1 pseudogene is annotated in these 15,649 nt (G+C 74.5%); it reads left to right on the top strand.

What is annotated here, in order from left to right:
• Positions 1–273 precede the first annotated feature (273 nt).
• Positions 274–15,537: pseudogene (locus ACFUUZ_RS04255) on the top strand (amino acid adenylation domain-containing protein); the annotation flags it as partial.
• Positions 15,538–15,649: the final 112 nt, after the last annotated feature.

Below are 15,649 nucleotides of genomic sequence, written 5' to 3'. Positions count from 1 at the left end.
GTGCCCGGAGCGCGGTTTCCCGCGGAGCCCGCAACCGCGCGTACGCTGCTCGGCTGTGCCCGCGCGGATGGTAACGGACCCGGTGTCCGCATTCGATGCTTGTTCTGGGGGCCAGTCGGTGTTGACAGGGGAGCAAACGATCGGTGGGTGTGACGTGCTGGCTGGTAGGCGACGGGGAGTCGGAGCTGTCGGGGTGAGCTGGGCATGACCAGTGCCGCCCGGCCGAGGGCTGCGCGCACCCGCAGGTCGCGCCTCGTTTCCCTGCCCCAGCTGATGACCGCGGCGGTGGAGGCCAACCCGGAGGGCACGGCTGTCGTCTTCGCGGGCGCGGACGAGACCAACGGCAGCCTCGGCTACGCCGAGCTCGACGAGCGCTCCAACCGGCTCGCCCGGCTGTTGCTGGCCCGCGGGGTCGGGCCGGGGGATCTGGTCGCGGTCGGCATTCCGCGCTCCCTGGAGTCGGTGCTCGCGGTGTGGGCGGTGGCCAAGACCGGCGCCGGGTTCGTCCCGGTCGATCCCAGGTACCCGCGGGAGCGGGTGGCCTACATGGTGCGCGATTCCGGCGCGGTGCTCGGGCTCGCGGTGGGCGCGATCCGGGACGAGCTGCCAGCGGCGGTCGAGTGGATCACCATCGACGGCGAGCCGGACCTGGAGGCGTGGTCGCCGGAGCGGGTCACCACCCTGGACCGGCGCCGGGCGCTGCGCGCGGACGACGCCGCCTACGTCATCTACACCTCGGGCTCCACCGGGCTGCCCAAGGGCGTCGTCGTCACCCAGGCCGGGCTGCAGAGCTTCTGCGACGAGCAGCGCGACCGGTACCGGGTCGACAGCACCTCCCGCGCACTGCATTTCGCCTCGCCGTCCTTCGACGCCTCGGTGCTGGAGCTGCTGCTCGCGCTGGGCGGGGCGGCGGCGCTGGTCGTGGTCGACCCCGCGATCTTCGGCGGCGACGAGCTGGCCCGGCTGCTGCGCCGGGAGCGGGTGACGCACGCCTTCATCACCCCGGCGGTGCTCGCCTCGCTCGACCCCGTCGGGCTGGACGAGCTGCGCGTCGTGGTCGCGGGCGGCGAGGCCTGCCCGCCGGACCTGGTGCGGCGCTGGGCCTTCGGCGACCGGGAGTTCTACAACGGCTACGGCCCCACCGAGACCACGATCATGACCAACATCAGCGACCCGCTGGTGCCCGGCGAGCCCGTGACCATCGGCAGGCCGATCCGCAATATCAGCGAGTTCGTGCTGGACGAGCGGCTCGGCCGGGTGCCGAACGGCGTGGTCGGCGAGCTCTACATCACCGGCGCGCAGCTGGCGCGCGGCTACCACGCGCGCCCCGCGCTCACCGCAGCGCGCTTCGTGGCGAACCCGTTCGGGGAGAACGGCTCCCGGCTCTACCGCACCGGCGACGTGGTCCGCAGGCTGCCCTCCGGCGAGATCGAATATCTGGGGCGCAACGACTTCCAGGTGAAGATCCGCGGCTTCCGGATCGAGCTCGGCGAGATCGACGCGGTGCTCGCGAGCCACCGCGACATCGACTTCGCGGTCACCGTCGGCCACGAACTGGACAGCGGCGCCACCATTCTCGTCTCCTACGTGCACGCCGCCGCGGGCGCGGCGGTGGACACCGCGGCGCTGACCGAGCTGGCCGAGGCGCGGCTGCCCGGCCACATGGTGCCGACCGCGATCATGGCGCTCGACACCATCCCGCTCACCCCGGTGGGCAAGCTGGACCGGCGCGCGCTGCCTGAGCCGGTGCTGGAGCACAAGACCTACCGCGCCCCGGAGACGCCGGTGCAGCTCGCCATCGCCGAGGTGCTGGCCGAGGTGCTCGGCGCCGAGCGGGTCGGGCTGGACGACGACTTCTTCGCGCTCGGCGGCGACAGCATCACCGCCATCCAGGTGGTCTCCCGCGCGCGCACCCGCGGCGTCGTCTTCACCCCGCGCGAGGTCTTCGAGAGCCGGACGCTGGAGGCGCTGGCCGGGCGCGCGCACACCGCCGAGCCGGTGGCCGACGAGGCGGCGCTCGCGCTCGCCCCGGTGCCGGAGGCCGAGAGGGAGCGGCTGGCGCTGCGGTACCCCGGGCTGGCCGAGGTGTGGCCGCTGACGCCACTGCAGTCGGGGATGCTGTTCCACGCGCTGCTGGCGGAGTCGTCGATCGACGCGTACATGACGCAGTTCGTGATCGACCTGGGTGGTCGGGTGGACGGGCAGCGGCTGCGGGACGCGGCCGCCGCGGTGCTGGACCGGCACGACAACCTGCGGGTGGCCTTCGCCGAGGACGGCGCGGGCGTCGCGGTGCAGGTGGTGCTGGACCGGGTCGAGTTGCCCTGGCGGGCGGTCGATCTCGCGCACCTGGACGCCGACACCGCGGCGGTCGAGGTCGACCGCTTCCTCGCCGCCGACCTGGCCGAGCGGTTCGACATGCGGCGGGCGCCGCTGCTGCGCTTCGCCCTGATCCGGACGGCACCGCGGGCGTGGCGGCTGCTGGTGACCGCGCACCACATCCTGATCGACGGCTGGTCCATGCCGCTGCTCATGCAGGACCTGCTCGCCGTCTACGCGCTCGGCACCGCGGCCGCGCTGCCGCCGGTGCGCTCCTACCGCGCGTACCTGGCCTGGCTGGGCGGGCGGGACCAGGGCGAGTCGGTCGAGGCATGGCGCGCGGCGCTGGCGGGCTTCGACGAGCCGACGCCGCTCGCCCCCGCGCGGCGCGGCCGGGAGCTGGCCGAGGGGATCGGCGAGTTCGGGTTCGCGCTGAGCGCCGAGCAGACCGCCGGGCTGGCCCGGGTCGCGAGCGAGGTCGGGGTCACGGTCAACACCGTGGTGCAGGCGGCATGGGGGCTGCTCGTCGCCCGGTCGGTGGACCGCGACGACGTGGTCTTCGGCGCCACCGTCTCCGGGCGGCCGCCGCAGCTGCCCGGTGTCGAGTCGATGGTCGGGTTGTTCCTGAACGCCATCCCGGTCCGGGTGCGGCTCGGTGCGGACAGCACGCTGACCGAGGTGCTGCGGGCGCTGCAGGCCGAGCAGGCCGGGCTGCTCGACCACCACTACGTGGGGTTGAGCGAGATCCAGGCGGCCGTCGGGGTGCCCGACCTCTTCGACTCGCTGCTGGTCTTCGAGTCCTTCCCGGTGGACGCCGCCGCGCTCACCGACGCGGCCGCCGCACTGGACGGAATGGAGATCACCGGCGCGACCGGGGTCAACGGCTCGCACTACCCGCTCACCGTCATGGTGGTGCCGGACGCGCGGTGGCAGGTGACGATCAAGTACCTGCGCGAGGTCTTCGACGACGAGCAGGTGCGGGTGCTGGCCGATCGGTTCGCCGCGCTGCTGGCGCGGTTCGTGGCCGAGCCGGGGGCCAGGGTGGCCGAGGTCGACGTGCTCACCGCGGGTGAGCGTGCGGTCCTGGCGCAGGTGAACGACACGGCCGTGCCGGAGTTCGCGGACGGGGCGACGCTGGTCTCGCTCTTCGACGCGCAGGTCGCGCGGACCCCGGACGCCACCGCGGTCATCGCCGAGGGCGAGACGCTGTCGTACCGGGAGCTGGACGTCCGGTCGCGCGAGCTGGCCGGGTACCTGGCCGGGCGCGGGGTCGGCCCGGAGTCGCTGGTGGCGGTGGCCATGCGGCGCTCGGTGGAGTTGGTGGTCGCGGTCTACGCGGTGCTGCGGACCGGTGCGGGGTATGTGCCGATCGATCCGGACCACCCGGCCGAGCGCAGCGAGTACGTGCTCGGCAGCGCCGGGCCCGCCCTGGTGCTGACCACCCGGCGGGACGGGTTCACCACGGCGATCGACGTGCCGGTGGTCTCCGTCGACGACGTTGCGGGACAGGCGTTCTCGGGTCGCGCACCGCAGCAGGGGAATGTCGCGTACGTGATCTACACGTCCGGCTCGACCGGGCGGCCCAAGGGCGTCGTGATCACCCATCGGCAGATGGTGAACCAGTTCCGGTGGGCGCAGCGGGAGTACCCGCACGGCGTCGGGGACGTGGTGCTGTTCAAGACGCCGATCACCTTCGACATCTCGACCTGGGAACTGTTCTGGCCGTTGCAGACCGGTGCCGCGATCGCGGTGGCCGAGCCGGAGGGGCACCGGGATCCGGTGTACCTGGCGCGGGTGCTGGCCGAGCACGCGGTGACGGCGGTGCACTTCGTGCCGTCGATGCTGGAGGCGTTCCTGGACTCGGTGGCGGATGCGACGCTGCCCGCGCTGCGTTTCGTCTTCGCCGCGGGTGAGGCGCTGTCCAGGGAGACGGCGGCGCGGGCCGCGGCGCTGCTGCCCGGGGTCAGGGTGGACAACTGGTACGGGCCCGCCGAGGCGACCGTGGTGAGCGCGTTCCCGGTCGCGGAGGCGCGCGGGGGGACGGGTGTGCCCATCGGGGCGCCGGTGGCCAATACCGCTGTGGCCGTGCTGGATCGGCAGTTGGTGCCGGTCCCGGTCGGCGCCGCGGGCGAGCTGTACGTGTCCGGGGTGCAGTTGGCGCGCGGGTACGCCGCCGCGCCGGGGCTGACCGCCGAGCGATTCGTCGCGGGGCCGGACGGGACGCGGCTCTACCGAACCGGCGACGTGGTGCGCTGGGTGCGCACCGGTGCGGGTCTGGCGCTGGAGTACCTGGGGCGCAGTGACTTCCAGGTGAAGTTGCGCGGGCAGCGGATCGAGCTGGGTGAAATCGAGAGCGTGCTGCTCGCGCACCCGGCGGTGCAGCGGGCCGCGGTGCAGCTGCTGCGCGGTGCCACCGGGGACCGGCTGGTCGGGTACGTAGTCCCCGCGCCGGGCGTGGAGATCGCCGGTGGCGCGTCCGGTCCTGCGGAGTCCGGGGGCGGTGCGCAGGAGTGGCCGGGCGTTGCCGGACCGGGCTCGGCACCCGACGGCGGCCGCGCGTCCTGGTCCGAGGCGGAGCTGCTCGCGCATGTCGGCGCGGGCGTCCCGTCGTACATGGTCCCGTCGGCCCTGGTCGTGCTGGACGCCTTCCCGCTCAATGCCAGCGGCAAGCTGGATCGCCGCGCGCTGCCGGTCCCGGAGGCGGTGGCCCGGGTCTACCGCGAGCCCGCCACCGAGGCCGAGCGCGCGGTGGCGGCGGTGTTCGCCGAGGTGCTCGGGGTCGAGCGGGTCGGCGCCGACGACGACTTCTTCGAGCTGGGCGGCAACTCACTCGTCGCGACCAGGGTCGCGGCCCGGCTCGGCGCGCTGACCGGCGCGCGGGTGCCGGTGCGCACGGTGTTCGAGCAGACCACCGTCGCCGGGCTGGCCGCCGCGCTGCCGAGCGGGCAGCCGAGCGAACGGCTTCCGCTGGTCGCGGGGGTGCGCCCGCCGCGCGTCCCGCTCTCCCTCGCGCAGCAGCGCATGTGGTTCCTGAACCGCCTCGACCCGGAGTCGGCGGTCAACAACCTGCCGATGGCGGTCCGGCTCACCGGCACGCTGGACACCGCCGCGCTGGCCCGCGCCGTCGCCGATGTCGTCGCCAGGCACGAGACGCTGCGCACGGTCTACCCGGCCGACGCCGACGGCGTCCCGCACCAGGTGGTGCTCCCGGTCGACCGGGTCGCCCCCGAGCTGGCCCCGATCCCCGCGGGCGACCTGGACGAGCAGCTCGCCGCGGTGCTCGGCACCGGCTTCGACGTCACCGTCGACCCGCCCTTCCGCGCGGCCCTGCTCGAGCAGGGCCCCGGCGCCTACGTGCTCGCCTTCGTCGCGCACCACATCAGCGCCGACGGCTGGTCCATGGGCCCGCTGACCCGCGACATCATGCTCGCCTACGCCGCCCGCGCCGCCGGGCAGCCGCCCGCCTTGACCCCGCTCCCGGTGCAGTACGCCGACTTCAGCCTCTGGCAGCGCGCGGTCCTCGGCGCCGAGGACGACCAGGAGAGCCTGCTCTCCGCCCAGGCCGCCTACTGGCGCGACCGGCTCGCCGACCTCCCCGCCGAACTCGCGCTCCCCACCGACCGCCCGCGCCCGGCCACCCAGTCCTTCGCGGGCGGGCAGCACGAGTTCCTGATCGACCCGGCGCTGCACACCGCGCTGACCGAGCTGGCCCGCGCACAGAACACGACCCTGTTCATGGTGCTGCACGCCGCGCTCGCGGCCCTGCTCGCCCGGCTCGCGAACAGTACCGACGTGGTCGTCGGCACCCCGGTCGCCGGGCGCGGTGAGGCCGAGCTCGACGACGTCATCGGGATGTTCGTCAACACCCTGGTGCTGCGCACCGAGATCGCCCCCGACGCCGGGTTCGACGCCCTGCTCGCGCAGACCCGCGACCACGACCTTGCCGCCTTCGCGCACGCCGACATCCCCTTCGAGCGGCTGGTCGAGATCCTGGACCCCGAGCGCTCCACGGCGCGGCACCCGCTGTTCCAGGTGATGATCTCGCTGCAGAACCTGCCCGACGCGAGCCTGGAGCTGCCGGAGCTGCGGGTCGAGGCGGTCGACTTCGCCATCGACACCGCCAAGTTCGACCTCATGCTCGCACTGCGGGAGGCGGGCGAGCACGGCATCGCCGCCGAGTTCTCCTACGCCCGCGACCTCTTCGACCCGGAGACCGTCGCCGGTTTCGCCGAGCGCTACGTCCGGCTGCTCACCGGCATCGCCGCCGACCCCACCGCCCCCGTCGGCGACCTGCCGCTGCTCTCCGCGGCCGAGGCGGCGCGCCTGCCGCACACCATCGAGGCCAGGGACATCGGCCCCGACCCGCTGCTCCCCGAACTCCTCGCCGCGCAGCTCCGCCGCACCCCCGACGCCACCGCGCTGGTCGACCCGGACGGCGAAACCCTGACCTACGCCGAGTTCGGCGCGCGGGTGCACCGCATGGCCCGCCGCCTCACCGCGGCGGGTGTCGGCCCGGAGACCCTGGTCGCGCTCGGCCTGCGCCGCTCGGTGCGGCTCGTGGTCGCCGCGCACGCGGTGCTGGCGGCGGGCGGCGGCTACGTCCCGCTCGACCCGGACCAGCCCGCGGACCGGATCGGCCACATCCTGGACACCGCCGCCCCGGTCCTGGTCCTCACCGCCGACGGCTTCGACGCGGGCGCACACCCGGCGCTCGACCTGGACACCGTCGACCTGGAGGGCTACGCCGACACCCCGCTCACCGACGCCGACCGGAACGCCCCGCTGCGCCCGGAGCACCCGGCATACGTCATCTTCACCTCCGGCTCCACCGGCCGCCCGAAGGGCGTCGCCGTCCCGCACGCCGCGGTGGTGAACCAGATCCGCTGGATCACCGCCGAGTACGGCATCGGCGCCGACGACGTGGTGCTGTTCAAGACCCCGGCGACCTTCGATGTCTCGGTGTGGGAGCTGTTCGGCCCGCTGAGCGTCGGCGGGCGCATGGTGGTCGCGAGCCCGGACGGCCACCGCGACCCGCGCTATCTCGCCGAGGTGATCGCCGCGCAGCGCGTCACCATGACCTCCTTCGTCCCCTCCATGCTGAGCGTCTTCGCCGCGGGCGCCGACGCCGAGGCGCTGACCTCGCTGCGCGCGCTGCTCATCGCGGGCGAGGCGCTGACCGGCGCCGTGGTGCAGGCGGTCCGCCGGATCACCCCGGCCGCGCTGTACAACCTGTACGGCCCCACCGAGTTCACCGTGCACGCCACGCACACGCCGGTCCCGGCGGAGGTGCCCGGCGCGGTGCCGATCGGCGCGCCGGTCTGGAACGCCGCCGCCTACGTCCTCGACGCCAGGCTGCACCCGGTGCCTGCGGGCGTCGCGGGGGAGCTGTACCTGGCGGGCGCCCAGGTGGTGCGCGGCTACCAGAACGACCCCGCCCGCACCGCGGACCGCTTCGTCGCCGACCCGTTCGGCCCGGCGGGCAGCCGCATGTACCGCACCGGCGACCTGGTCCGCCGCGGCCCCGACGCCGCCCTGACCTACCTGGGCCGCACCGATTTCCAGGTCAAGCTGCGCGGGTTGCGCATCGAGCTGCCGGAGATCGAGGCCGCGCTGACCGCGCACCCCGCGGTGAGCCAGGCCGTCGTGGTGCTGCACACCGACCCGCACACCGGCGACCGCCTGGTCGGCTACGTGGTGCCCGCGACGGCCGACCCGGCCGCGCTGCGCGAGCACCTCGGCGCCCGACTGCCCGGCTACATGGTCCCGGCCGCGCTGGTCCCGCTGGACGCCATGCCGCTCAACCCCAGCGGCAAGCTGGACCGGAAGGCGCTGCCGCAGCCGGTCTTCGAGAAGGCGGCCTTCCGCGCTCCGGTCACCCCGGTGGAGCAGATCGTGGCCGGGGTCTTCGCCGAGGTGCTCGGCACCGAGCGGCGGATCGGGCTGGACGACGACTTCTTCGGCCTCGGCGGCAACTCGCTGCTGGCCACGCAGGTGGTCGCCCGGATCGGGGCCGCGCTGGACGCGCACCTGCCGGTCCGGGTGCTCTTCGAGATCGCGACCGTCGGCGGGCTGGCGGCACGGGCCGAGCAGGCCGCGGGCGGCGGGGCGCGGCCGCCGCTCACCGCGGGGCCGCGTCCGGCGCACATCCCGCTCTCGCCCGCGCAGCAGCGCATGTGGTTCCTGAACCGCTTCGACCGCGGCTCGGCCGCCTACACCATCCCGGTCGCGGTCCGGCTGCGCGGCGCGCTCGACACCGCCGCGCTGCACGCCGCGATCGCCGACGTGGTGGAGCGGCACGAGATCCTGCGCACCGTCTACCCGGAGACCCCCGACGGCCCGGCCCAGGTGATCCTGGCGCCGGAGCGGGCGCGCCCCGAGCTCCCGATCCGCCCGCTCGCCGCGGACGCGATCCCCGGCGCGCTGGCCGAGCTCGTCACCACCGCCTTCGACGTCACCGCCGAGGTCCCGCTGCGGGTGGTGCTCTTCCAGCTCGCGCAGGACGACTTCGTGCTGGCCATGGCGATCCACCACGTCTCCGGCGACGGCGCCTCGGTCGCCCCGCTCACCCGCGACCTGATGATCGCCTACGCGGCCCGCACCCGGGGCGACGCGCCCGGCTGGGCGCCGCTGCCGGTGCAGTACGCCGACTACGCGCTCTGGCAGCGCGCCCTGCTCGGCGCCGAGGACGACCCGGAGTCGCTCGCCGCCGAGCAGCTCGCCTACTGGACCGAGACCCTGGCCGGGCTGCCGGACCAGCTGGAGCTGCCCACCGACCGCCCGCGCCCCGCGGTGCGCTCCTACGCGGGCGGCATCGTCCCGGTCGAGATCGACGCCGAGACGCACGCCGCGCTCGTCGACCTGGCCCGCGAGCAGGGCGCCACCCTGTTCATGGTGGTGCACACCGCGCTCGCGGTGCTGCTCGCCCGGCTGGCCGCCACCGACGACGTGGTGATCGGCACGCCGATCGCGGGCCGCGCCGAGCCGGGGCTGGACGACCTCATCGGCATGTTCGTCAACACCATGGTGCTGCGCTCGCGGATCGCCCCCGACGAGCGCTTCACCGAGTTGCTGGCCCGGCAGCGCGGCACCGACATCCAGGCCTTCGCGCACGCCGACGTGCCCTTCGAGCGGCTGGTCGAGGTGCTGAACCCGGCCCGCTCGCCGGGCAGGCACCCGCTGTTCCAGGTCGGGCTCTCGTTCCAGAACTTCGCCGCCGCCGAGTTGGAGCTGCCCGGGCTCAGCCTCTCCGGGGTGCAGATCGACACCGCGCTCTCGCAGTTCGACCTGCACCTGATCGTGGGCGACAACTACGACGCCGACGGCGTCCCCACCGGCATCGTCGGCGGCGTCACCTACGCCACCGACCTGTTCGACCCGGCGACGGTGACCGAGTTCGTCGCCCGGCTGCAGCGGGTGCTGCGCGCGGTGGTCGGCGACCCCGGCACCGTGGTCGGCGACATCCCGCTCGCCGGCGCGGCCGAGTCCGAGCGGCTGCTCCGGCAGTGGAACTCGACCGCGCACCCGGTGCGGAGCGCACTGCTGCACCAGGGCTTCGAGGAGCGGGTGCGCACCGACCCGGAGGCCACCGCGCTGGTCACCGAGACCGAGCAGCTGACCTTCGCGGAGCTCTCCGCGCGGGTGGAGCGGCTGGCCAGGATCCTCGCGGCGCGCGGCGTCGGGCCCGAGGTGCCGGTGGCGCTGGCCCTGCCGCGCGGCATCGAGCTCGTGGTCGGCATGTACGCCGTGCTGCGCGCGGGCGGCTGCTTCGTGCCGATCGACCCCGGCCACCCGGCCGAGCGGATCGGGCACATCCTGGACACCGCGCGCCCCGCGGTGGTGCTGACCTCCGCCGAGACCGGCTTCCCGGTGCCGGTCGAGTCCCCGCTGGTGGTGCAGGAGTTGGCCGGTGAGCCGGGCTTCGACGGCCCGCTGCCGGTGCCCGCCCCGGACAACACGGCCTACATCCTGTTCACCTCCGGCTCCACCGGCCGCCCCAAGGGCGTGACCGTCACGCACCGGGCGGTGGCCAACCAGATCGCCTGGATGGCCGAGCACTACGGCTTCGGCCCGGACGACGTCTACCTGCAGAAGACCGCCTCCACCTTCGACGTCTCGATCTGGGGGTACTTCCTGCCGCCCGCGAGCGGCGCCCGGCTGGTGCTCGCCGCCGACGGCGCGCAGCGCGACCCGCGGCACATCGCCGAGCTGGTGCGGGCGCACCGGGTGACCCGCACCGACTTCGTGCCGTCCATGCTGAACGTCTTCGCCCAGTACGCGGCCCGCGCGGACCTGGCCACGCTGCGCGACGTCTTCGTGATCGGCGAGGCGCTGCCGCCGGAGACCGTCACGGCGCTGGCCAAGGTCTCCGACGCCGCCGTGCACAATGTGTACGGCCCCACCGAGGCCGCGGTCTCGGTGACCTACCACGAGGTCACCGCCGCCGACACCGCCGTCGTGCCGATCGGCGTCCCGGAGTGGAACTGCACCGTCTACGTGCTGGATTCGCGGTTGCGGCCGGTTCCCGCCGGTGTCTCCGGCGAGCTCTACCTGGGCGGGGTACAACTGGCGCGCGGCTACGTCCGGCGCCCCGACCTCACCTCGGACCGCTTCGTGGCCGACCCGTTCGGCCCGCCCGGATCCCGCCTCTACCGCACTGGTGACGTGGTGTCATGGCGGGCCGACGGCGTGCTGGTCTACGGCGGCCGGGTCGACTTCCAGGTCAAGTTCCGCGGCCAACGCATCGAGCTCGGCGAGATCGAGACGGCGCTGCTCGGCGTCGCCGGGGTCGCGCAGGCCGCGGTGCTGGTGGCGGCGGGCGCCACCGGCGAGTTCCTGGCCGGGTACGTGATGCCGGAGCCCGGCGCCGGACTCGACCCCGACGACGTGCGCGAGCGGGTCACCGCGGCGCTGCCCGGGTACATGGTGCCCGCGGTGGTCACCGTGCTGCCCGAGTTCCCGCTGAACACCTCGGGCAAGCTGGACCGCAAGGCGCTGCCGGTGCCGGAATTCCGCTCCCGCGAGTTCCGGGCGCCCGCCACCCCGATCGAGGAGATCGTGGCCGGGGTCTTCGCCGATGTGCTCGGGGTCGAGCGGGTCGGCGCGGACGACGACTTCTTCGCGCTCGGCGGCAACTCGCTGCTCGCCACCCAGGTGGTGGCCAGGATCGGCGCCGCGCTGGACGCAACCGTCCCCGTGCGCGCGGTCTTCGAGGCGGGCAGCGTGGCCGCGCTGGCCGCGCGGGCCGAGCAGCACGCGGGCTCCGGGGCGCGGCCGCCGCTGGTCGCGGTGGAGCGGCCGGAGCGGCTGCCGCTCTCGCTGGCGCAGCAGCGCATGTGGTTCCTGAACCAGTACGACCCCGGCTCGGCGGTCTACAACATCCCGATCGCGGTCCGGCTCACCGGCGCGCTCGACGTGCCCGCGCTGGAGCAGGCCGTCGCCGACCTGGTCGGCAGGCACGAGGTGCTGCGCACCAGGTACCCGCGCACCGCCGAGGGGCCGGTGCAGGAGGTGGTCTCGGTGCGCGCGGCCTTCGACGGGCTCTCCGCCGAGCTGGTCACCGTCGACGACCTGCTGCCCTGCGTCGAGTCGGTGCTCACCGACGGCTTCGACGTCACCGCCGAGGTGCCGGTGCGGGTGGAGCTGTTCCGGGTCATCGGCACCGACGAGCACGTGCTGGTCGTCGTCGCGCACCACATCGCCGCCGACGGCTGGTCGGTCGGGCCGCTGACCAGGGACCTCATGGTGGCCTACACCGCCAGGGCGGCCGGGGCCGGCCCGGCCTGGGCGCCGCTGCCGGTGCAGTACGCCGACTACACGCTCTGGCAGCGCCGCGTGCTCGGCGCCGAGGACGACCCGGAGAGCGTGCTCGCCGCGCAGGCGGGGTACTGGCGCACCGCGCTCGCCGGGCTGCCGGACGAGCTCGCGCTCCCCGCCGACCGGCACCGGCCAGGCACCGCGAGCTTCGCGGGCGCGCGCACCGCCTTCACCGTCGACCCCGAGCTGCACCGGGCGCTGCGCGCGCTCGCCGCCGAGCAGAACGTCACGCTCTTCATGCTGGTGCACGCCGCGCTCGCGGTGCTGCTCGCCCGGCTCTCCGGCGGCGACGACATCGCCGTCGGCACGCCGATCGCGGGCCGCGGCGAGCCCGAGCTGGACGACCTGGTCGGCATGTTCGTGAACTCGCTGGTGCTGCGCACCGGCATCGAGCCCGCCGAGCCCTTCACCGAGCTGCTCGGCCGGGTCAGGGAGGTGGACCTGGCCGCCTTCGCGCACGCCGACATCCCCTTCGAGCGGCTGGTCGAGCTGCTCGACCCGGTGCGCTCGCAGGCCAGGCACCCGCTCTTCCAGGTGGTGCTCTCGCTGGCCAACCTGCCCGCCACCGAGTTCGAGCTGCCCGGGCTGCGGGTCGCCGGGGTCGAGTCCGACACCGCGGTGGCGAAATTCGACCTGCAGTGGACGCTCAGCGAGGTCACCGGCGCGCACGGGGAGCCGGGCGGTATCGCCGGGCTGCTGGAGTACGCCACCGACCTGTTCGACCCGGAGACCGCCGCTGGCTTCGCCGAGCGGTTCGTCCGGGTGCTCGGCGCGCTGGTCGCCGATCCCTCGGCGCCGGTCGGCGCCGCCGACGTGCTCGCGCCGGGGGAGCGGGCCGAGCTGATCGCCAGGTCGGGGCCTGCCGCCGTCCCGGCGCGTCCGCTGCCGGAGCTGTTCACCATCGGCGCGCCCGACGTGCCCGCGGTGGTGTTCCGCGGGGAGACGGTTACCTACGGCGAGTTGGACGAGCGCTCCAACCGCCTGGCGCGGTTGTTGATCGAGGCCGGGGTCGGTACCGAGGACCTGGTCGCGGTCGGTGTTCCGCGGTCGGCGGATTCGGTGCTGGCGGCGTGGGCGGTCGCCAAGACCGGTGCCGCGTTCGTTCCGGTGGACCCGAACTACCCGGCCGAGCGGATCGCGCACATGGTCACCGACTCGGGCTCGCCGCTCGGGTTGACCGTGCGCGAGGTCCGCGACGGGCTGCCGGAATCGGCGCGCTGGCTGGTGCTGGAGGATGTGGACCTCTCCGAGTGGGACGGTTCGCCCATCACCGACGGGGAGCGGTTGCGGCCGCTGCGTCCGGAGCATCCGGCCTACGTCATCTACACGTCGGGGTCGACCGGCGTGCCCAAGGGCGTGGTGGTCACGCATTCGGGCCTCGCGAACTTCGCCGAGGAGCAGGCCGAGCGCTACGCCCTCGACTCCGATTCCCGCGCACTGCACTTCGCCTCGCCGTCCTTCGACGCCTCGATTCTCGAGCTGCTGCTGGCACTGGCCCGCGGCGGCACGCTGGTGGTCGCGCCGACCGACCTGTACGGCGGCGCGGAGCTGGCCGAGCTGATCGCGCGCGAGCGGGTGACGCACGCCTTCATCACCCCGGCGGCGCTGGCCACCTTCGACCCGTCCGGCCTCGACACGCTGCGCGTGCTGGTCGCCGGCGGCGAGGCGTGCCCGCCGGAGCTGGTCGGCCGGTGGGCGACGCCGGGCCGCGCCTTCCACAACGGGTACGGCCCGACCGAGACCACGATCATGACCAATATCAGCGACCCGCTGGTGCCGGGCGAGCCGGTGACCATCGGCGGCCCGGTGCGCGGCATGCGCTCGCTGATCTTGGACGCGGGGCTGCGGCCGGTGCCGGTGGGCGTCGCGGGTGAGCTGTACCTGTCGGGCATCCAGCTGGCGCGTGGCTACCACGCCAGGCCGGGGCTGACCGCCGAGCGGTTCGTCGCCGACCCGTTCGTGGCCGGGGCGCGGATGTACCGCACCGGTGACGTGGTGCGCTGGACCCGCGCCGGCGAGGTCGAGTACGTGGGCCGCTCCGACTTCCAGGTCAAGGTGCGCGGTTTCCGCATCGAGCTGGGCGAGATCGACGCGGCGCTGGCCGCGCACGAGAGCGTGGACTTCGCGGTCACCGTCGGGCGCGACGGCAGGCTCGCGGCGTACGTGGTCGGCCGCGACATCGACACCGCGGCGCTGACCGCGCACGTCGCCGCCCGGCTGCCCGGCTACATGGTGCCGTCCGCGATCACCGTGCTGGACAGCGTCCCGCTCACCCCGGTCGGCAAGCTGGACCGGGCGGCGCTGCCGGAGCCGGTCTTCGCCGCGCGCGCGTTCCGTGCACCCGCCACGCTCAGCGAGGAGCTGGTGGCCGGGGTCTTCGCCGAGGTGCTCGGGGTGGACCGGGTCGGCGCCGACGACGACTTCTTCGAACTCGGCGGCAACTCGCTGCTGGCGACGAAGGTGGTGAACCGGATTCGCGAACTCGGCGGCGCCGAGCTGCGGGTCGCGGTGTTCTTCAGCGACGCGACGGTGGCCGGGGTGGCGGCGCGCGCCGCCGAGGCGCTCGCCGCCGACGGCGACGGCAACGCCGCCATGGGGGTGCTGCTGCCGATCCGGCTCGCGGGCTCCGCGCCGCCGCTCTTCTGCGTGCACCCCATGTCCGGATTGGCCTGGGCCTACGCCGGGTTGGCCCGGTTCCTGCCCGCGGAGCAGCCGATTATCGGCATCCAGTCGCCCGCGCTCTCCGAGGACGACTGGCGGCCGCTCTCCGTCGCCGACATCGTCACCAGGTACGTGGCCGAGATCCGCGCGGTGCGGCCGGAGGGGCCGTACCGGCTGCTCGGCTGGTCGCTCGGCGGGGTGCTGGCGCACGCGATCGCGGTGCGGCTGCGCGAGCAGGGCGCCGAGGTGGAGCTGCTGGCCGTGCTCGACGGCGTGCCCGGGATCGACCTGGACGATTTCCGCCACGAAGTGCGCACCGCCTTCGCCGAGGTGGGGATCGCGCCGGAGGCGCTGCCGGACGCGGGCAGCCTCGGCGAGCTGAGCGACGAGGCGCTCGCGGTGTTGCTGGAGTCGGTCCCCGCCGACCTGGCCGTGCTCACCGCGGACCGGATCCGCCGGATCTACCGGGGCGCGGTGCGCGCGGTGGAGCACGTCACCCGGTACCGCCCCGCCGCCTACGACGGCCGGATCGACTTCGTCGGGGTCACCCGGCTGGACCCGGGCGCCGCGCCGCACGCGGGCGCCGCGGCCTGGCGGCCGTATACCGACCGCCCCGTGGCCGAGCACTCGATCGACTCCACCCATCTGCGCATGATGGAGCCGGAGGCGCTGGTCCAGCTGGGGCCGGTGCTGGCCGGGCTGCTCGGCGCGGACGGTGCCGAGCGGACGGCAGGTACTTCCCGATAGAGTGCGGCGCGGCCATGCCCCCGAGACCGGCGCCCCGGTATCTCGGGTGCAACACGGCCGCTGCGCCGACGATAGAACGAGTGTGCGGCAGGCGGCGACCGCTGCCTACACT

This window comes from Nocardia sp. NPDC057353 (assembly GCF_042667085.1).
Taxonomy (GTDB): Bacteria; Actinomycetota; Actinomycetes; order Mycobacteriales; family Mycobacteriaceae; genus Nocardia.
The sequence above is the reverse complement of the archived record's forward strand: the minus strand, read 5'-3'. Positions and strand labels throughout refer to the sequence as shown.